Here is a 20,400-nt window from a genome sequence, read left to right on the forward strand (position 1 = left end):
CTGACAGATTCAGTCTCACCTAATCCATCTTAGGTTTGTTTCCCTGCATTGAGATATACATTTAATTCTGTTAGATATGCCCCATACTGGTCAACGTATTTATGGGTAATTGGCTTCATTTGATCCCAAAATTCTTTATTGGCCTTGTCCGTATCATCTACCGCGCGTTCAAAATGCTCCTTAAACCCACTATTTTTTGCTTCTGCATATGCTATTGATTCATTAACAAAGCTTTTCTTTAAAGGATAGAATTTAGCTCGCATCACTTTATCGGCTTCAAGAGAGAGAGCTACAAGCTCTTGCGCCAAATTTAGTGCCTGCTGGCCTTTTTCTAGGTAAATAACTAAACGTTGATATATTTTTAGCAACTCTGTCACTTTAACATGAAAATTTTGCTGATACTCATAAAGAGACTGGCCTTCGTCTTGCGGAAAGTTACCAAAGTTAACTGCTAAAAACTCATAGCGAAATTCTGTAGCGGCATCATAAAATCTAAGCAATTCTTGCTTTTGTTCTTGAGAAAAAGACTTACGCATTTCAGTTTGAATATCAAATTTAGCCTTAATGAACTCAACCTGTTTTGTGATTTCTTTAATATCTTCTTTTGTGGCTAAATTTTCACCCTTTTTCTTTAGGTAACTAGAGCCAGCAATTTTAATAATTTGTTGCAGTAGGATTATTCCCACAGCACCTGCAATTCCGCTGAGCCAAACTAATTGATCACTTGTCATTTTGTTTCCTCGAAAACCTAACGCGTTAAGGTGCGAATAACGCATTGACAAAACTCCCGCATTGCACCATAGACTCCTCCTTGCCATCGAAGTTATCCACTAAACTGGTGGAAGTGCAAAATCCCTCTTAAACGTGTGTTCTAAATAGCTGTTCCTAATACTGCTACATTTGGCATTCTTGGCCTTTTACTGAGCTACATATCAAGCATTCTGTGAAAGGCTTACCGTACAAGGCTTTAAATAGATACTTGAACACCCCCTTGTAGGACAAGGGGTGCAGCGAAATGACCTACTATTAGGAACAGTCATTTAGCAAGCCGACTTCTATGTGCTCTATAGCTAGTCGCTAGTATATTGACCTTTCCCCTTCTTAATTAGAAAAAAAGCTTTTTGGTATCGGATGAAACTGATAAGAGCAATACAGAAAAGAAGTCCCTGAGCCCATGGGATAAATACCATGCCCTCATAAATATTTGCAAGAGCATAAACAATGAAATTTACGAGCATGAATACAATCAACAGAACAATTTTAAATGTAATTCTGACATGATCGTACCGTCGGCCTTGAGTAGCATCGAGTAAGCCGAGAAGAGTTGATAAGTAGACCATACCGCTTGCAATTGACCAGTCGCTTGATGCCATAATCCCTGTAAATGGCGGTAAGCCCATATTCGTATTTGCAAATATTTTTATAACCGCTAATAAACCCAAGGGGATAAGGACAATTATCGCCCCGATTAAGGCATAAATATTCTCTCTGCTTAGTCGTTCATTTTGTTTAGAAGAGTCCACGTTGATCTTCAGCCCACCATTGGTCAAGTACTTTAGTGACAACGGGTTTTTTCACTTTTCTCTCACCGTTGTCCACCCAAACTTCATAGCATATCTCAACTAGAAGGGAAGCTATACGCTTACTATCTTCTTGAAACCTTTTAAGCCACTCTGTATCTTGAATATCAGTCTCATATAAATACCCAGTCTCTGTCCTGCTTTTAAGCTTCCATTTTCCCGAGCCAATTTGAACAGGGCTGATGACATCAACATGCTCTTCACCATCAAATTCTTCTTGAAACCCTGAAAAAATGGCGTCTAAACTTCTATCCATTTGAAACGAAGTGTCGACTTTATGCCCTTTATGGCCTGATTTGCGACCGTCAGGGAACAATATAATGCTTTCTCCTGAACGATAATATTTCTTATTAGCAATCGATACATGCTGACCAGCTTTTGCTATATCAAAGTCTGTTACAGCTTCAAGGTTACCATTTAAAAATGCCTCCGCATTCGCTTCCGGAATGCTCCCATTATTTACAGCAACAAAAAAATCAGGTGAGTTGGCGCACTCATTCCGTAGGTTTTCATTGGCCCTTTTGCTTATGTCCTTAAACGTCTTTCGCTCATTACCATCACCTGAGATATCGGCAACTATACTCGAAGGCGCTAACCAATTAAGTCCCCTATTTATCCATGCTTCCAATGAAGCAATTTCAATTTTTTCTATCGTAAGACCCGGTTTAACCTTTATTTCTAAGTTCTGAATAATAGCTTTTTCTATAATCTCATAGGCAGCAATATACTCACCCATTGCATGAAATACGTTGGATATATCGCCACGACTCTTTTTGTAGTCATAATAAAACTCGATACAATTGTTGGTCGCTGTTGGGTCGGTAGCGTCTGTCATTACAGCCTTACTTATGTGATTACAAAGTCTTACCAGCCATTATCCAGTTGCATATATAGGTAGTCAAAAGATTTTTCCTTGAACGGTAACAACTTGATAGATCCCTTTTAGTTAGACGACTGACAATCGGACGAATGCGTCCTATAAAACTATGAGCGTGTTCGTACTACCAGTTGAATTCTGCATACTCGTTCAAAAGAATAGGTACTAATGCTTTTCCTTCGAATAACTACAAATAGGGCAAATTCAGATGAACAAAGCATGAATGAGCTTTTACTTTAACGTAAAAGGGGGCATAAACGTGTTTGATTAGTTGCTAGAACTCTTGTTTGTTCCAATGCCTTTTAACAGTTGCTATCCCTAGCCCAAGAGCTTCGGCCACTTTCGACTGAGACAACCCTTCTGCTTTTTTTGATTGAACAGAGGCCGTAGTGGCGTAGGCTTCTGGTCTACCAAGCTTTTTACCTTGAGCTTTAGCTCGCTCGATTCCCTCTTTTGTTCGCTCTCGAATCCGATTTCGTTCGAACTCCGCAAAGGCAGAGAACATTTGAAGCATCAATTTACCTTCAGCACTTGATAAGTCAGCCACTGGTAAATCCAAACAAACAACCTTCACCCCTTTTTCAGTGAGTAAGTTGATCGTGTTTTGTACGTCAATGTTGTCTCTCCCCAAACGGTCTAGCTTTAAGACCACCAGCATATCGCCACTTTCCATCTGGTGATTGACTAACATCTTAAACTTTTCACGCTTCATTGCTTCGACCGAACCAGACACTGTTTCGCTAATGACACGAGAATCACTCACCTCATACCCTTTCTGGCGAATAGCAATAATTTGGTTTTCGGTCGTTTGCTCTGTTGTAGATACTCGGCAATAGGAAAAAATACGCATTGGTCACTCAGCACTTGAAATTGGTATCAAATATAGGGGTATCATATAATTTCAGCATCACAAAAGATACACCCTATATTTTTGATACCGCATTTTAATATCGCAAGCTGGTATCAATATACGAATGTTTTCTGATACCAGCCAATCGGTTGATGTTTATTGCTTATTTAACATCTTCATCATTGTTTGTTGAATCAACGCTTCCATCTCTGGCGTTGCCTCTGTTCGAGGCTTAGCTAATTTCTTCAACAACTCAGCCTGACGGTAATCAGCAACATCCCCATAGCTATAAAAAGTAGTTAGCACTCCTTCGTGCCCTAAGTTCTGACTCCAGGCTTTAAACTCTTCTGCATTACTACAAAGCTTCTCACCCAATCGAACTAACGTGTTACGAAAGCTATGTGGGTTGTAATACGGTAAGTCGGCCAGTTTAAAAGCCTTCTTAAAAATTCGGCGAATAGGGCCAGCGGTAGTCCAATGCTCTCTCTGCAATCCCATAGCTTCAAACTTACGGCTTGGGCTATTCTTGACCTTGGTTTTCGGGAAGAGTGGGTCATCTGGACCAAATGATAATTCTTTGGTCAGGTAACTAAGCCACTCGGAGAAAATTTGCAGAGGCAATTCTCCCACCGGAAAAAAGTAGGTTGTAAATGTTTTACTAAACTTGGTGTTCACCTCTCGGGCATCTTGATACAAGCTTTGCTCTGCAATATCAATGTGCTTAAGTTTCAGCGATGCTACTGCACTATCTCTCGCCCCAGTTAACAAGGTAAAAGCCACCAGCGCCTGATCTCTCATCTCGACGCTGGTCATGCTTGGCATGGCCTCAAGAACCTGAGTAACTTGCTCAATTGTCGGCACTGGTCTTTTGCGTTTAGCATTGGCAATCCGAGCATCTTTTTCGGATAAATTGAAATACTCCGTATCGCTGTAATTTATGCGAGAACGATAAGTAATTTGCAGAGCAAGCCATTGGAAGAATGCTTTCAAGTGACGCAAAGTCGTATGCATTGTGGCTTTGCTCAACGGTTCATCCGTAACTACGTTTTTTTGGCTCATCAAATGCTTCTTAAAGCCAACCGCTTGTTGGTAGTGAAACTGTTTGAAGTCTTTATATTTTGTGTACTCCTCAAAGCGATTAATCGCCTTCGTCACACCATCAACTGAAGCATCACTTTGACGCTTCGCTTCTTTCAAAAACACACAGTAATTACGGATAGCTCTGACATTGTTTGTGTTGTGTTTTTTCATAACTTTCAATACTCCATCTTAGGTACAATCTAGGAGGGTGTTACCCCTCATACTTATGTGTTTTTGTGCTAACGGTACTTTCCACCAGCAATTCACTACGGATTGCATCAAGTCGCCTCCAGCTGAAGTACTTATTTACCTTTGAACCACACGCACTACACAACGCAAACACTCGACCAATGCCACCTACCTCTTGCACAAATTTTGCTGTTTCAGGGTTTGGTTTTCTTGGTGCTCGACACCTCAAACAATAGAGTTCTGAAGGCTTACATTTACGCTTATTTCCTTTCCGCTGTTGACGAATGAAAAGCCTCAAATCAGTACCCAAAATAAGAAGTGGACGAATATCATCAATGACAGGCAGACCACTCCTAATCCAATTTCGTACCGTCCTTTTATGAACACCATATAACTCAGCGACATCCTCCACGGTATAACTACGGTGGATTTTGCTTAGGTTGGGATTTAATCGCTTTTTCACTCGCTAACTCCCCTGCTTTTTACTTGCAGAAATGCGAGCATCCAGCCAATGTTCCACGTCCATTTCTACCCAACCAACTGCACGCTCACCCAGAGAGATCGACTGGGGAAAGTCGCCCTTGGACATACGCAAGTAAATGCTGCTGCGTGATAGACCAGTCTTCTCTTTAACTTCTGGTAATCGAATAATTCTTTTGGACATAAAAAAACCTCTTAGCTGTTTATGGGACAGCCAAGAGGTTATTGAATTGATGCCTTGGTAAATCCTAATTAGGAAAACCAAATTCCTAATTAGGATTTGTTATTTACGCCTTCTTTCCATTGCGTCATCTACTTGTTCCACGATTTTTCGAATTGTCTCGTTCGATATAGGCACACCTGCTCTTTCAGTTATTTCTTGTAATGAAGTACTTATGCCGCGAATTGACAGGTCTATTCTGGCTTCGTTACATAGCGCCCCAATCAAAGCAAGTAGTGTATTGCGCTCTCTAACTGCTAATGGTTTATCAGGCTGCGGTGGTGCTGTAGGCTCATCTTGCAGCGATAGAACAAAGCGCGTGAGTTCATCTGTTCTAATGACAAATTGATAGCTATGATCCTCAAGCGGAAGATAATCGCCATTTTCTTCATGATCACCGGTTTCATTTTGCATAAATGCAAAACTAAGCTGCATAATCTCTTCAAGTTCAGCGTCATTTAGACAATCTAGTGCATCGCTATTACCGCTGTTCACAATATCATTAATAGTTAGACCGTTGGATTTCAGAAGGCCATCTAACCGTGCTTGCAGAGCAGTACGATTTTCATCATTAGCCATAAGGAGAAGGCTATTTTGAAGTTTGTAGATCAACTCTCCTTGCTTCAAAAAAAAACCATTTACCCCTCTAAAAACAGGCTCTGGGCCACCCACTTGTTTTTGATAAAACTCTTTGATTTTTTGGGATTCGATTCCAATCATGGCTAGGTCCCAGATGCCATCAATGACACGAACCTGTTTATCGAGTACTAGCCATTTGTTTTTTTCAATCTGAAGCTCATCATCTAAGCAAATGATATATGGTTTATCTAAAGCCTCGTTTGTCGCTAGGTTAAAATCAACTTGATACTGATTAGTGTCATTGTCTTGACTGGAAACATACTGCCCACCTATGGCGTATGCTTGGTCGATGAGTCGAACCGACACCGTTAACTTATTATCTAGTGCTAGCTCATAAATATCAGCTACAGATACTGGCTCATCTAAAGAGTTAGACAAATATCTTGCAGCATCCGCAATAGTAAAATATTTCTTTAATTTTAATAACTTACTCATTTATTTTTCTTTATTCCACCAGCAAAGGGACCTGACAATTTAGTTTGTATAATTTATGGAAAAGCAGAGGCAATTTACGCAACATTGCAAACATTACCACAAACCTCAATTCTAAAATCTACATTAAGATCTAAAACAACTCGCGCGCTGGACAATGTCACAATTCAGGTAGAAAAAAGAAATTTGGGTTATGACAACAATAAATGGGTACACCGCAAGGTACATCGATATAAATCAAATCGAACTATACACATTTATTTCATGAAGTTAACACTCCGGTTCAACTTCGCCAGCCCCAAACATACGTATGATAACGTCCTAGGACGTTCTGAAAGCCCGGTAGGTTAATGACTTACCGGGCTTTCTTGTATCTAGAGAACTAATAGGACAGGCATACTTAAGAAACCATCAATCCTGTTAGTTTCACTCCATAGCAACACCAATCCCAATCTGATCCTCTGCCCCTTTTAAAGTCTGGCATATGAACTATGGTCATTATTCCACCAGCAAGGATTGACTCATGACCACCGCCAGAAAACAACAAATATGCCTAGAATCAACGCACTACTACCACTGTGTTTCACGCTGTGTGCGGCGCACCTTTCTCTGTGGTTACGATGAAGCAACAGAAACGTCTTTTGAACACCGTCGCGAGTGGATTGAAGCGAAGATCAAACAACTCAGCAGTATCTATTGTATTGATATTTGCGCTTACGCAGTAATGAGCAACCACTACCACCTGGTGGTACATATTGATAAAGAGAAAGCACAAGCATTAACGAAACAAGAAGTCATTGATCGCTGGTGTGCCCTTCATAACAAACCAGTACTAATTCAGCGGTTGTTAAATGGTGACACCAATAGCGACGCCGAATTCAATGCCTGCAAAACCATCATCGACGATTGGCGTTCTCGGCTCGCCAACCTCAGCTGGTTTATGCGTGAGCTCAATTTAGATATCGCCACACAGGCGAATAGAGAAGATAAATGTACCGGACATTTCTGGGAAGGCCGCTTTAAGTGCCAAGCATTGCTGGATGAACAAGCGCTGGCTGCTGCAATGGCCTATGTCGATTTAAACCCAATCCGTGCTGGCATAGCCAAGACGCCAGAAAAGTCTGACTATACGTCGATAAAAGCAAGGCTTCAGGCTCTGAAAAATGAAAAGCTAACGGCTCCTTCACTTCACCCTTTCATTGGTAACCCAAACAACGCCATCATCAAAGGGATCCCGATGCAATTGATGGATTACATAGAGCTTGTTGACTGGACAGGTCGACAGCTTCGCAAAGGTAAAACAGGGTATATTGAATCCAACACACCGCCAATCTTGCAACGTTTAAATATTGAGCAGAAAAATTGGTTAAAAGCCTGCACGCAGTTTGAACGACAACGTGCGTTGCTCATTGGCTCATCGCGATCCATTCAGGCTGCAACGGTAACTTTCAACCGTTCTCGGGCACAGGGTTACAGGCTCACCACGTAAATAGCCTTAGATAATYAAAAGCTCCTACCTAATTCTGGTCTCAGAAGGGTAAACCTTCCTTCCAATAMCCCATAAAYCACRAAATTGCTTCAGGYTYAGGCTATTACAARCAAGAAAAGCMACAATGCTATTTCGGATGTATTTGACCAACTTAATGGTGTTAGTCTTAGTTACTTATTTTAGCTATGCCTGTCCAAGATACTAATCTCTATTGGTGCTGTATTTGAGTTCGTGTTATTACCTATTTGGGCAGTCTTTTTGTGTCAGGATAGTGTTAAAATTTAACTAAGGAAATAGAAATAAAAACTGAACTATTAGATATTACTGAAGATGAAGTATGTTATTGAATGGATGATTAAGAATGAACTATATTAGCTTACAACTAGACGCAGAAGCACAAGCAATTGCTGGTGCTCTGCTAGATGGGTTAGATGATAATAATGGCTGGCTCAAGATGACTGCTCGATTTGCTCAACAAATAGACTCCAAACTAAGTGAAAGTCTTTATGTTGGCAAAGTGAAGTGGTTTAGTGACTCTGATTACATTGAAAAAGAAATTGAGTATCAATAGCCTAGCAGTACCTAGTATTTGAGTGCTTAATAATGGTAGTTAATTTAACTCTTCAAGTGCTTGGTTACGAACCCACCTTACTGCAAGGTCAATGATGAACTTACGCTGTGTGTTCGTGGGTAAGTCAACCGATTTACGTTGGATATTTTTTGACTATAATGCACCTTTTTACAAAGCAAGTATGAGTTTAGCTAAACTTCTATCTGTACCATGCTGAACCATAACTAGGTTGTAAAAATGCCGTACCTACTAAGGTGGTCTACGTTATGTTGAAAGATAGAGTGACACGAAATTGTCCATTTTCTTGTTAGCAACACTAAACGCTTTTGTTTCTCTCGATTTCAGATTTCTTAAAGTCAGGTATACCAAAGAGACACAATAATGTGATTGCCAGAACACTCGATTTTTCCACAAATTTAAAAAAAAGTTCTGTCACAATTCTTCTTAGGAACCGAAGTAGGAACCAAAATAAAAATCAATTCAATATAAACCCATTAATTTCAATGATTTAATTAATAGGTTCAACTTACGCCAGCCCAAACGTTTGGAAAAGGACACCTTCGGGTGTCCTTTTTTGTATCTATCAAGAAGTAAAATCAATGAGTTACGCGTATATTAAGGCCTATTAAGAAGTAGTATGTGACGCTGCACGTACCGTAAAAATATGTATAATTTTACGCATTTTTCAACAACTACTTATTGTTATTAAGAATGTGACACAATAAACCTCTTTTTTGTCACAATTTATGGCGCAATTACTTCTAAAGTGGCGCGATTATGTCACAATTAACCAAGCATTGATGTCACATTTATTTCAGGCGCTCTCGTATGAGTATTACAGAACTTAAAGCTTATCTACAAAAGCAAACAGCCCCAGTATCCATATCCGAGATTTTAGCAGCACACCCAGACCTCATTAGAAGAACACTTCAACGATGGTTAAACCTGCTTATTAAAGACAATATAATTCAAGCTCTCGGAGAAGGTCGCGCTCGAAAATACCAGGGATTAGAGACAACTCCTCATTTAGATGAAGAGCATGCTGACCTATTTCCTAGTTACATTCCGGTATCGCCTGACAGTAAAGACATCATTCACTATTTATCGCAACCAGTCTCAGCCCGTCATCCAGTAGGATATGAGCGTGATTTTTTGACATCTTATAAGCCTAATACGACTTACTACCTTTCTGAGCCTATCCGCCGTCAACTTCACCGTATGGGTACGACAAGTCATGCAACTCAGCCAGCAGGCACCTATGGTAGAGACATATACAACCGCCTGCTAATTGATTTGTCTTGGGCATCTAGTCACTTAGAAGGTAACACTTATAGTCGATTAGATACTGCTGAGTTAATCGAGCATGGCAATTTTGCTGAAGGTAAGGCACTCATCGAGACACAGATGATCCTGAACCACAAATCTGCAATTGAACTACTGATCGATAATGCTGAAATTGTGGATTTCAATCGTTTTACTTTGCTAAACATCCACAGCGCATTGTCAGAAAACTTATTGCCAAATCCATTTGATGAAGGCCGACTTAGAACACATGTCGTAGAAATTGGTGGCAGTGTATATAAACCGATGTCATCAGAAGATGTTATTAGTGTTCAATTTGATGAAATATTAGTAAAAGCAAGCCAAATCAAAGATCCCTTTGAACAGTCCTTCTTCATTATGGTTCATCTCCCATATTTACAGCCATTTGCTGACGTGAATAAAAGAACCTCGCGCCTAGCAGCAAATTTACCTCTCATCAGAGCTAACCTATGCCCTCTGACTTTCTTAGATGTTCCTGAAGAGGCTTATAGCAAAGCAACTCTTGGTGTGTATGAGATGAATCGAGTAGAGTTGCTTCGCGATTTATACATATGGGCTTATGAGCGTTCAACCAAAGAATACCTCGCAGTCAAACAAGAGCTAGTAAAACCAGATCAACAGCGACTGCAATACCGAGAAATTGTGAAGCGTTTAGTAAAAGAAGTAATCCTATCACCAGATTCATTACCGCAAGATGTCATTGAAGATTCACTTAGTAATGAACCCAACGAACTGGTTAGAGAAAACATATCGACACTAGTGCTAGAAGAACTGCGAAGGATACACGAAGGGGTTTTAGCGAGGTATGGTTTAAGACCTTCCCAGCTAGATACTTGGAAAAAAGCACAAGCATAATTGCTACCTGGTAAAAAAACCATTACAGGTTAAAGGTGAGCAGAGAAGACTCACGAAGATGCACCAGGACGCCCAGAAAGCCCGCTAAGCCAACGGATTAGCGGGCTTTCTTGTATCTATAGCGTCTAACTACCTTCAATGACATCCAGGAATTTTAGTAGTACGCTTAGTAGTACTCAATCAATACTACTTGTGACGTTGTTGTGCTAGCGGCGGTACTTCTTTGAATACTTCTCAGCCAACGCTTGGGCTTCAGTGAGTCCCTTTTTATCTAGATTAGCTGCCGCCAACTCACGGTCTTTAAATGCATCTTGATATCCACCTGCCGCTGATACAGAAAACCAGGCATAAGCTTGCTTGTGATCTTGCGAAATACCATCTCCGTTGCCATACATGACGCCAAGGTTGTACTGGGCATTTGCTTTTCCTCTCTCAGCTGCCTTACGGAACCAATAAACAGCCTGCTGGTAATCCTGTGGAATACCTTGGCCGTTGTTGTACATGATGCCAAGGTTGTACTGGGCATTTGCATTCCCCTGCTGTGCTGCTTTTTGGTACCAGTAGACAGCCTGCTGGTAATCTTGAGCGACACCTTGATCTAAGACATACATAGAGCCAAGCAGGTTCTGAGCGAGTGCATCTCCCTGCTCTGCCGCTTTACGATACCAATATGCCGCCTGTTGGTCGTCCTGCGCGACGCCATCTCCGTGTTTATACATAGAGCCAAGGGAGAGCTGAACAAATGCATCGCCTTGCTCAGCGGCTTTGCGGAACCAGTAAACCGCCTTTTCAAGATCCTGGGGAATACCATCACCATGTCGATACATGGAGCCAAGAGTGAGCTGCGCATTCATATACCCCTGCTCTGCGGATTGGCGGAACCAAGAAGACGCCTGCTGGTGATCCTGTTTAACACCATCTCCATGTCGATACATCGAGCCAAGGTTAAACTGCGCATTCATATACCCCTGATCTGCGGCCTTACGGAACCAGTAAACAGCCTGCTTGTAATCTTGGGGGACACCTTGTCCATATTTATACATAATGCCAAAGCGATGCTGAGCCTTTGCACTCCCCTGCTCTGCGGCTTTGCGAAAATGCTCCAATGCATCGGTGTAATTACCTTGTTGACCGTGTTGATCACTAATATCTACGTCACTAATATCAACGTTACTATCAGCCCAAGCCAACCCGCGAAAGGCAAACCAACAAGTGAGAAGACAAGCCAAAATAACCTTTTGCATCTCTTAATCAACCTGATGACTATTGATGTGATGTAATTATTATTAGCTTATACGCTGAGAATAGAAAATTATTTATGATTCATTAAGCTATAGAATACGTTTGTTGCTGATAATTATCTGAAATATAAAGTTAAAATCAAATCACAGGAGCGGGCAATATTTCACTCCAATAAATCATTCAAAACAGTCTTAATTCACAAATAAGCTAATGCGCACTGTTATTGGGTTTTACAGACTTAGCAACACCATTTAACCCGTTGATTTTATGAGCCAAATCACTCAAGTGTTTCTGCTTTGTTTTGTTAGAAATATCTATAACTAAGCGCTTTATTTTTTCATTTGAATACATTTCAAAAAGGAACCAATGGTAGTTTAGATTTAATTGAATAATGCATGAACATTACATCCCCTTGCTGAATGACAACTTAATAATGCTGAAACACATCCGACACCGGTGACGCAATAACTCAGGCTTTGCTGATGCATGCAAAACACCCAAACATGCCATTTTAATACTAAACGTTACAGTTGAATTTCTGATGTTCAGCTCAGATTCAATATTCACACGTTATGCTTCTAACCATCAGCTTGATGCTGAACCACTGCTAATTATTTTGTGTATTTTTCATTTTGCTGAGCATTTTTTGCTCAGCTTTTTTTTGCTTTGAAAACAGTGGCGGTGTGTTAATTCTGTCTGTAAGCGCAAGTATCAATGTGATTGAACGTTTCAGAGCTATACCCAAGTTACCTCAAGATGCAGGATTCAGAGTGATGCCAGCCAGTTCAATTCAAGGAAAATGTGCGAAGGAATGACTAGTCCTTTCGAGTGCATTTGACATAGAAGTGGGCTGGCTGGATCACTCCCGAAGGGCGAGTTTTCCAGGCACTAATGTTGCGTTGCTGATTTTTGATGTAGAGCGCTATATCTGCAAATCAGCGCCTGACCTTAGCGCCTGGAAATTCTCGCTGAAACGAGCATCTTGAGGTTACTTGGGTATATGTACAAAAAACATTCTGACCTAAAGGGTGCTAAGATCGATTTTAGTGCTAAGCGAGGCGTACTAGCTGGAACATGGGGCGGCAAAGATGGCTTTCGGACTCAAGGCTGCAGGCAATGATAAGTGTTTGGTATGGAGCGGATGGGTAATACTGGCTACCGCGCTTCTGGTAATCCCCCCTTTGGCGGGTGCATTCCTTACCGGCAAACCTCTGGCACCGTACCTGAACTTTATGCCCTCGACCCTCTATGTACAGCACCCTCCCTTTTCTTGGCCGGTATTTATAGCACTGACTTTATTGATATTTACCTGTATCTCGCCTTTTCTGTATCGCCTGCTTCGCGTACAGAGCCCCCCCGTCAAGCCAGTATCTAAACAAGCAACGTTTCCTTGGTGGGGGTGGTTGGGTATAGCGCTGCTCCTCTTCAGTTGGAAACTGGCCTGGGCTAGCGTCGATGAATCAAACGAATGGCAGCGATATACTTTCACGCCCCTCTGGATCGGATACATTCTGCTGATGAACGCTCTGAGCGTAAAGCGTAGAGGCCGCTGCTTAATGCTGTCTCAACCGGGAAAGTTCCTGCTGCTATTTGCCGTCAGTGCACTGTTTTGGTGGTTCTTCGAATATCTCAACCAATTTGTACATAACTGGTATTACGTGGGGTTGGGTGATATTTCTCCATTAAGCCGCATACTCTCTGCCAGCCTGTCTTTTTCAACCGTACTTCCCGCCGTACTGAGTACAACGTATTGGATGGCGACTTCCAGCCGCATGCAGCATGCTTATACCAATCATTGGACATTCAAAATTTCCTACCCGCGTCTACTCGCAGTATTAGGGTTGATAGCGTCGACCTTATCTCTGTTTGCGTTGGGTGGGTGGCCTGATTATTTCTACCCCCTCATTTGGCTATCTCCCCTGATTGTATTGCTGTCATTACAAGTATTGGCAGGACATCAAACGGTATTTTCATCGATGCAATATGGGGATTGGCGTCCTGTTTGTCTGCCGATACTGGCTGGTCTACAGTGTGGATTTTGTTGGGAATTGTGGAACTATGGAAGTACCGCACATTGGCAGTACAGCATTCCCTATGTCGACCGTTTCTATCTGTTTGAGATGCCCTTGCTGGGATATGCGGGCTATTTCTCATTTGGGCTGGAGTGCATCCTGATAGCCTCGTTGCTGGGGGTGGAAGTACACGCCGATCTCCCCGAAAGTTAAAAAGCATCTACTATTCACTGAATCATACTTCTGTGCCCACAAGCCTGCGTATCCCCCACCAGCATATCCCCTCCCGGCATATTGCTGGTAATTCTTCCCTCTAATTGGCTTTAGTTAACACGATACTCAACGGCAATGACCAGTCTTTTTTATCGTTCAGCCCATTCGTTATTTCGCTTTAAGCCGGCATTACCAAGCAACCTAAGCGTAAAGGTCAACAAGTAAAAAACATTCCTGGCACCCATAAACTTTACTAGAGACATATTAGAGAGAATTATCACAATTACAGATGCTTCAGCGCTGAACATGCGGTAAATACAATACAAAACACCACACAGTGACCTTCAACTAGTCGTTTTATTGATAATAAATTTTTCGATAAGGACTGCAATACAATAACATTCACCGTTTTTTCTCCTTCCAATCTTATACGGCCTGAATCTGCCTTATTTCCACAGAGTTATTTTGCCACACGAAATTTGTGCCTTTTTTTACCCATAAGTCTTTTTAGGCATATTCCTTTAACGAAATCAATCGCACTTTTTATTCCCCATAGATTCCTTCAATGGCGTTATCAGTAAAATAGAATATGACTTTTAAGAATGCCTTTTACATTCATTTTACTGTGAGCAGGACGCTAAAATTATGGAATATTTAGAGAGAATTAAGCGGTTAGCTAAAATTCAAGGCATCAGCCAAAAGCAACTCGGTGAAGCATTAGAGCTTCAACAAGGCACAATGAGCCGTAAGCTGTCAGGCAAGTACGGTATTGAAGTGCGTGAGCTTGAAAAAATAGCAGACACCCTGAATACGTCTATCAGCTATATCCTGACGGGTCAGATTGATACTGGAACGCAGGCAACCACAACGATCACCAATGAGTCGACACAAGGTTCAACCTGTACCTATATTCCGATTATTCATCGCAAAGACTTCATTTCATACAGCGAAGGGGGATCTGTTGACGTTTTGAGTAAACGCGCTATTCCTCAACACCTTAAGCGTGATGAATGCCTTGGCTTATTCGTGGACAATGAAAATATTGCCCAATGTGCCCCAGTGGGCAGCTATGCTCTGGCAACCAAAACGGCAGCTTATAGCCCTAAGCAGCCTGTTTTTGCCTCAGTTCGAGGCAGTGAGCCTGATTTTTACCACATGACTCAATTAGCTGACGGGGTCGTTTTCTCAACGTCACAGCCTGATTTTCCGAATCTGTTTGTGAACAATGATGAGTTCCAGATCCACGGTTACATCATTCAGTCTGACTGGGCTTATAATCGCTAAAAATGCAGCCTGGGTTATGCCGAGCGTGACTTAGGGCTGTGACTCCGTAAAATAGCTGGGGTTAAATGATGAATTGGTATTTATATGTCGACAATTATCGTTGCCTCAGCGAATCCAGCCAAAATATCTGCCGTCACTGATGCGTTTTGTGAAGCGTTTCCTGAGCAGTCTTTCTCTATCGAAGGGATCAGTGTTTCAAGTGAAGTCAGAGATCAACCGCTATCAGCCGATGAAACGCTAAGAGGTGCTCGTAACCGGGTTAAGAACGCTCGTCAAATACGTCCAGATGCTGACTACTATGTCGGGCTGGAAGCGGGTATAGATGAGCACTATACCTTTGCCTGGATGGTGATTGAAAATGGAAATCAACGCGGTGAGGCTCGCTCAGCTTCGCTCCCTTTGCCTGCGCTGGCATTGGAAAAAATACAGCAAGGTATTGAATTGGGTGATGTGATGGACGAAATGTTCAATCAACAGAACATCAAGCAAAAAGGCGGAGCCATTGCAATGCTAACCAATAATATACTCAGCCGCAGTTCTGTCTATCAGCAGGCGCTGATCCTGGCTCTGATCCCTTTCATGAATCAGACCCTATTTCCACCAAGCAAAAGCTAGCTTATCCAGCAAAGGGGGCAAAAAAGGCCGTGATTCAGCTTCCGGCTGGCAATTACTGCTGCTTTTTCAGCAACTCAGCCAGCCAAGCTTTTGTTTCGTCATCGTGATGCTTTAACTCATTTGAACCACGGGTGATAGTCGCGACGCCCACTCCTAGCAACTCGCTGATTTTACGTTGGCTGCGTTGTCCGTTTAGCAGTTCGTGAAAAATATTTACTCGTCCCAGTAGTGTATCCTTCTCATCGGGAGTCAGTAAGAACTTTAACAAGACATCATCTTTTTGCTCACCTGCAGCCTGACGCAATAAATCGACGACCTGTTGCCAATCAGTAAAATCAGGCATTTCTGGAGTTGTGGACATTTGAACCTCATAACAGCATTTTGAATCTGATAAGAATTTTACCGTGTTATCGCAATTTCACCAAGGTTGGATTGGTATCAATAACGTGCCGATAATTCATTCTGATTCAGCAGGTTGGTTTCCTTACCAATCAGACCACCGTAATAGACTTCAAACATCAATACGTTCTGCACATATCCCCGGGTTTCATTAAAAGGAATCGCCTCAATAAAAGCGAATACATCCAGCGTACTATCACTTCCTTTTCGCCATCGATTCACCCGTGTCGGCCCGGCATTATACGCGGCAAACGCATATACCCGATTATTATCGTAACGATCAAGCATCATCTTAAGGTATCCGCTGCCTAATCGAATATTGACGCCAGGATCAAACAGGCTGCGTTTACCTTGGTAATTCCGGCCCAATTTTTTCGCCGTATCTTTTGCCGTCGCTGGCATCAGCTGCATTAAACCACGCGCCCCTACCGGAGATTGTGCTTCCGCATTCCAGGCACTTTCCTGTCTTGCCAGTGCCATCATCGTCGTCGCTGGCAAGCCTCGTCTTTTGCTAAAAAAATCAAACCACCATTTATGAGCTATGGGAAAACGTAACTCGATGTGATCCCATAACTGGCCAGAAATCGTCGCCTGCACCGCCAGGTGGTGCCACTTATTGGCGGCAGCATAAGAGGCCAGGATCTGAACCTGCTCATTATCAAGACCATTCAGCAAATAGGTCCACTCACGATTGGCTGCAAAAATCTTTTCTAATGCGATTAACTCTTTGATCCGATTCAGCGTTACCGCATATGTCTGACTATGTTTCAATGTCGCCGGGACTTTTTTTACCGGATAATGAATCGGTTTCTTCAACACTGTTGCTGCGGCGACACTGTAAAAATCACGCTGGCCAAGTAACGATGTGTAGATTTTGTCTGCAGCTTGTTGTTGACCTTTTTGTGCCAGCAAATGAGCTTGCCAGAATGTCCACCGGGTTGTTTGCTTCGCTTCTTTCGGCAAGCGCTTAATCCATTCTTCAGCGCCTTGCCAATCAGCCTCTCTAATGGCTAAACGGATCCGGCGTTCAAGCAAGTGAGTTTGTGAGCTGGTGCGAATTTTACTGTCGCGCCATCGGAGCAAGTCTTCCTTCTCGGTCGAAAATAGCCGCGCAGCGCTGTAGTCAGCCAAAACCTGACGTTTTGCCTTGCTAAAGTGTTGTCCGTCCATCACCGCCTGATATTGCTTCACCGCTTCTTTGATATCTTTTCGCGCCAGACGTTTATACGCAATCACCGTAAGATCCTGATTAAAAGGCGTTACTCTGCTACGTTTTGCAAAGCGCGAAACCTGCTCCGGTTTATCAAATAATGCCAAGACATCGTTGCCGTTCTCTTTACCGGCTTCGGTCAGCTGCTTATTCAGATACTTTAAACGACTGCTATTGCCTTCTGCATACACCAAGAGCATGCGATCAAGGATCAAGGTATCTGTCCGTTGTCCTGCTTTTTGCCACTTTGCGAGCAAAGGATCACAGGCATCACTGAGCGATTTACCCGTCAGCCAGAGAGACTGCGCCCCCTGCCAGGCAACGGCCGTATTTCCCAGCTTACTCTGTGCGTAATAGTAGTGACATTTCAGTAGCTCTCCACCCGGTGGCATCGGTTGTACATCAATGAAATTTTGCCAACGATTAGTATTAGCCAAGCGTGCCAGATACCGTTCTTTAATCGTGGTGCTAAACGGCAAGGTCTTATGCTCGTTAATAAAAGCTTCGACCTGCTCAGGTGTTTTATCTTTCAAATGGCGAGTAAATTCACGATAGTCGAGGTAGGGGTACAGAGGGTAATCGTCAAGCTTATCTCGCAGCTGACGATATTTGTCTATCTTGTTATTCTCCAGTGCGACTCCAGCCTGTTCATACCACTCACGTTGCTGTTCTAGCGGTGCCGCCTGGCTGATCAGAGCACACCCTAACCCCAGCATAAGCAAAGCGGCAGATAAGATCTTATGGACAAAAAAGCGAGACACTAGAAAACTCCATTCCGGTTTGCTGTTTTAGTCTGGTATTTATTTATCTTAAACGCTAATTATGATCAGTGCTGTTAAACTTAGGTCGAGAACGAGTAAAATACCCCCTTTCAATTAGATTAGAGATCGCAAACGGATATGGCTGAATACGTCTATACCATGTCGCGCGTGGGCAAAATTGTTCCACCTAAGCGTCAAATTCTGAAAGATATTTCTTTAAGTTTTTTTCCTGGAGCCAAAATCGGTGTTCTGGGTTTAAACGGTTCTGGTAAATCAACCCTGCTACGTATCATGGCCGGTATCGACACCGATATCGAAGGCGAAGCCCGCCCGCAAGCGGGTTTAAACGTCGGCTACCTGCCACAGGAACCGGTACTTGACGAAGAAAAAACCGTACGTGAAATTGTTGAAGAAGCCGTCTCTGAAGTTAAAGATGCCCTGACTCGCCTTGACGCGGTTTATGCCGCCTACGCAGAACCCGATGCTGACTTCGATGTACTGGCAAAAGAGCAAGGTGAGCTTGAAGCGCTGATTGAAACCAAAAATGGTCACAATCTTGAAAACGCACTTGAGCGTGCCGCTGATGCACTGCGTCTGCCCGAGTGGGACGCTCCAATCAAATTGCTATCAGGTGGTGAGCGTCGCCGTGTTGCTCTTTGCCGCTTGCTGCTTGATAAGCCAGACATGCTTCTGCTGGATGAGCCAACCAACCACCTTGATGCAGAATCTGTTGCCTGGTTAGAGCACTTCTTGTGTGATTACAGCGGTACTGTTGTGGCAATTACCCACGACCGTTACTTCCTGGATAACGCAGCAGGCTGGATTCTGGAACTTGACCGTGGTGAAGGTATTCCATGGCAAGGTAACTACACCTCTTGGCTAGAACAGAAAGATGCACGTCTACAGCAAGAGTCATCACAAGAAAATGCGCGTCAGAAGACCATCGCCAAAGAGCTTGAGTGGGTTCGCCAGAACCCTAAAGGTCGCCAGGCGAAATCTAAAGCCCGTATGGCTCGTTTTGAAGAACTAAATACCAACGATCACCAGAAACGTAATGAAACCAATGAACTGTTCATTCCGCCGGGTGAGCGCCTGGGTGATAAGGTTATTGATGTTACCAACCTGACGAAATCATTTGGTGATCGCGTTCTGATTGATGACCTGTCATTTAGCATGCCAAAGGGCGCTATCGTCGGCATTATCGGTGCTAACGGTGCCGGTAAATCAACCCTGTTCAAAATGCTAAGCGGTAGCGAGCAGCCTGATTCAGGTACGATCGAGCTGGGTACAACCGTTAGCCTGGCATCGGTTGATCAGTTCCGTGACAGCATGAACGATGACAACTCCGTGTATCAGGAAATTTCTGAAGGTGCAGAGATCATCCGCATCAATAATTATGAAGTACCGGCACGTGCATACGTTTCACGTTTCAACTTCCGTGGCAGTGATCAACAAAAGCGTATTGGCGATCTGTCTGGTGGTGAACGTAATCGTGTTCACTTGGCGAAACTGCTAAAAGCGGGCGGTAACGTATTACTACTCGATGAACCGACCAATGACCTGGATGTTGAAACCCTGCGAGCACTGGAAGAAGCGCTGCTTGAGTTCCCTGGCTGTGCCATGGTTATCTCGCACGACCGTTGGTTCCTTGACCGTATTGCAACGCACATTCTTGACTACCGTGATGAAGGTCAGGTTAACTTTCACGAAGGTAACTACACCGAATACACCGACTGGTTGAAGAAAACCCTTGGTGCGCATGCGGCTGAACCACACCGTATCAAGTACAAGCGTATGACAAAGTAATGTTCTGCTAAGCGAACATTACTGACATCGTATTAATGACAAAAAAGGGGCTGCCAATGCATAATGCCGTTCACTTAACGTGAGCGGCATTGTTTTTTCTAACGGGATATCGGTTTTTTGAGCACTTCAATACTCTAGGGTAACTTCGTTCTCTTCTAGCAGGTAAAATAAACTGCTTCGCGATCTCTTCTAGTACCATTACTTGTTTCGGTATGTTCCCTGGTGTCACAAATGGCAACTGCGTTAACTCATGAACAATATGCAATGCCGCCC

18 protein-coding genes and 1 pseudogene are annotated in these 20,400 nt (G+C 42.9%); 7 read left to right on the forward strand and 12 right to left on the reverse strand.

Translation table 11 applies throughout. The features are described 5' to 3' along the window. Nucleotides 1-29: 29 nt before the first annotated feature. From L4D76_RS24995 to L4D76_RS25030, 8 genes are all read right to left on the reverse strand, one after another. Entirely contained in the window at nucleotides 30-731 is a 702-nt protein-coding gene (locus tag L4D76_RS24995; RefSeq protein WP_428443576.1) for a hypothetical protein, read from the reverse strand. 339 nt (nucleotides 732-1,070) lie between these two features. Then, nucleotides 1,071-1,523, reverse strand: a complete 453-nt coding sequence (locus tag L4D76_RS25000) for a hypothetical protein (RefSeq protein ID WP_428443577.1) — start codon at nucleotides 1,521-1,523, stop codon at nucleotides 1,071-1,073. After that, the gene (locus L4D76_RS25005) at nucleotides 1,510-2,415 is read right to left on the reverse strand and encodes a hypothetical protein (RefSeq protein WP_428443578.1); all 906 of its coding nucleotides are present in this window, start codon (nucleotides 2,413-2,415) and stop codon (nucleotides 1,510-1,512) included. The genes L4D76_RS25000 and L4D76_RS25005 overlap by 14 nt, the downstream gene beginning before the upstream one ends. A 316-nt stretch (nucleotides 2,416-2,731) precedes the next feature. Beyond that, on the reverse strand, nucleotides 2,732-3,307 hold the full coding sequence (locus tag L4D76_RS25010) for a recombinase family protein (RefSeq protein ID WP_428443579.1): 576 nt from the start codon (nucleotides 3,305-3,307) through the stop codon (nucleotides 2,732-2,734). A gap of 156 nt (nucleotides 3,308-3,463) precedes the next feature. After that, on the reverse strand, nucleotides 3,464-4,558 hold the full coding sequence (locus L4D76_RS25015; protein WP_428443580.1) for a tyrosine-type recombinase/integrase: 1,095 nt from the start codon (nucleotides 4,556-4,558) through the stop codon (nucleotides 3,464-3,466). 40 nt (nucleotides 4,559-4,598) lie between these two features. Next, nucleotides 4,599-5,039: a helix-turn-helix domain-containing protein gene (locus L4D76_RS25020; protein WP_428443581.1), complete on the reverse strand. Its 441-nt coding sequence runs from the start codon at nucleotides 5,037-5,039 to the stop codon at nucleotides 4,599-4,601. Nucleotides 5,040-5,042: 3 nt separating this feature from the next. Beyond that, the gene (locus tag L4D76_RS25025) at nucleotides 5,043-5,240 is read right to left on the reverse strand and encodes a helix-turn-helix transcriptional regulator (RefSeq protein ID WP_428443582.1); all 198 of its coding nucleotides are present in this window, start codon (nucleotides 5,238-5,240) and stop codon (nucleotides 5,043-5,045) included. Nucleotides 5,241-5,339: 99 nt separating this feature from the next. Beyond that, nucleotides 5,340-6,350 (reverse strand): hypothetical protein, encoded by a 1,011-nt coding sequence (locus tag L4D76_RS25030; protein ID WP_428443583.1) that lies wholly within the window; start codon nucleotides 6,348-6,350, stop codon nucleotides 5,340-5,342. Nucleotides 6,351-6,870: 520 nt separating this feature from the next. On the opposite strand from L4D76_RS25030, the gene L4D76_RS25035 reads away from it, so the two are divergent. From L4D76_RS25035 to L4D76_RS25045, 3 genes are all read left to right on the forward strand, one after another. Beyond that, a complete protein-coding gene (locus L4D76_RS25035) occupies nucleotides 6,871-7,836 on the forward strand; it encodes a transposase (RefSeq protein WP_428443584.1) in 966 nt (321 codons plus the stop codon). 361 nt (nucleotides 7,837-8,197) lie between these two features. Further along, nucleotides 8,198-8,407, forward strand: a complete 210-nt coding sequence (locus tag L4D76_RS25040; RefSeq protein WP_428443585.1) for a hypothetical protein — start codon at nucleotides 8,198-8,200, stop codon at nucleotides 8,405-8,407. Between the two features lie 828 nt (nucleotides 8,408-9,235). Next, complete coding sequence (locus L4D76_RS25045) at nucleotides 9,236-10,585, forward strand: Fic family protein (RefSeq protein ID WP_428443586.1); 1,350 nt, start codon at nucleotides 9,236-9,238, stop codon at nucleotides 10,583-10,585. A 206-nt stretch (nucleotides 10,586-10,791) separates the two neighbouring features. On the opposite strand, the gene L4D76_RS25050 is transcribed toward L4D76_RS25045, so the two are convergent. Continuing rightward, nucleotides 10,792-11,829, reverse strand: a complete 1,038-nt coding sequence (locus tag L4D76_RS25050; RefSeq protein ID WP_428443587.1) for a tetratricopeptide repeat protein — start codon at nucleotides 11,827-11,829, stop codon at nucleotides 10,792-10,794. A gap of 1,086 nt (nucleotides 11,830-12,915) precedes the next feature. Between L4D76_RS25050 and L4D76_RS25055 the strand changes: the two genes are divergently transcribed. From L4D76_RS25055 to yjjX, 3 genes are all read left to right on the forward strand, one after another. Further along, a complete protein-coding gene (locus L4D76_RS25055; RefSeq protein ID WP_428443588.1) occupies nucleotides 12,916-14,052 on the forward strand; it encodes a hypothetical protein in 1,137 nt (378 codons plus the stop codon). 645 nt (nucleotides 14,053-14,697) lie between these two features. Next, complete coding sequence (locus L4D76_RS25060; RefSeq protein ID WP_428443589.1) at nucleotides 14,698-15,336, forward strand: helix-turn-helix domain-containing protein; 639 nt, start codon at nucleotides 14,698-14,700, stop codon at nucleotides 15,334-15,336. Nucleotides 15,337-15,420: 84 nt separating this feature from the next. Further along, the gene (gene yjjX / locus L4D76_RS25065) at nucleotides 15,421-15,951 is read left to right on the forward strand and encodes an inosine/xanthosine triphosphatase (protein WP_428443590.1); all 531 of its coding nucleotides are present in this window, start codon (nucleotides 15,421-15,423) and stop codon (nucleotides 15,949-15,951) included. Nucleotides 15,952-16,003: 52 nt separating this feature from the next. Here the strand turns inward: yjjX and trpR are convergent, their stop codons facing one another. Together trpR and sltY are read right to left on the reverse strand one after the other, a co-directional pair. Beyond that, nucleotides 16,004-16,312, reverse strand: a complete 309-nt coding sequence (trpR, locus tag L4D76_RS25070; protein WP_428443591.1) for a trp operon repressor — start codon at nucleotides 16,310-16,312, stop codon at nucleotides 16,004-16,006. A 77-nt stretch (nucleotides 16,313-16,389) separates the two neighbouring features. Next, nucleotides 16,390-18,321 (reverse strand): murein transglycosylase, encoded by a 1,932-nt coding sequence (gene sltY, locus L4D76_RS25075; RefSeq protein WP_428443592.1) that lies wholly within the window; start codon nucleotides 18,319-18,321, stop codon nucleotides 16,390-16,392. A 138-nt stretch (nucleotides 18,322-18,459) separates the two neighbouring features. Here sltY and ettA point away from each other — a divergent pair, with 138 nt between their 5' ends. Next, complete coding sequence (gene ettA / locus L4D76_RS25080) at nucleotides 18,460-20,127, forward strand: energy-dependent translational throttle protein EttA (RefSeq protein WP_428443593.1); 1,668 nt, start codon at nucleotides 18,460-18,462, stop codon at nucleotides 20,125-20,127. A gap of 70 nt (nucleotides 20,128-20,197) precedes the next feature. Here the strand turns inward: ettA and L4D76_RS25085 are convergent. Continuing rightward, a pseudogene (locus tag L4D76_RS25085) lies at nucleotides 20,198-20,400 on the reverse strand (IS4 family transposase); the annotation flags it as partial.

It is taken from the genome of Photobacterium sagamiensis, from assembly GCF_050337085.1.
Classification (GTDB): domain Bacteria; phylum Pseudomonadota; class Gammaproteobacteria; order Enterobacterales; family Vibrionaceae; genus Photobacterium; species Photobacterium sagamiensis.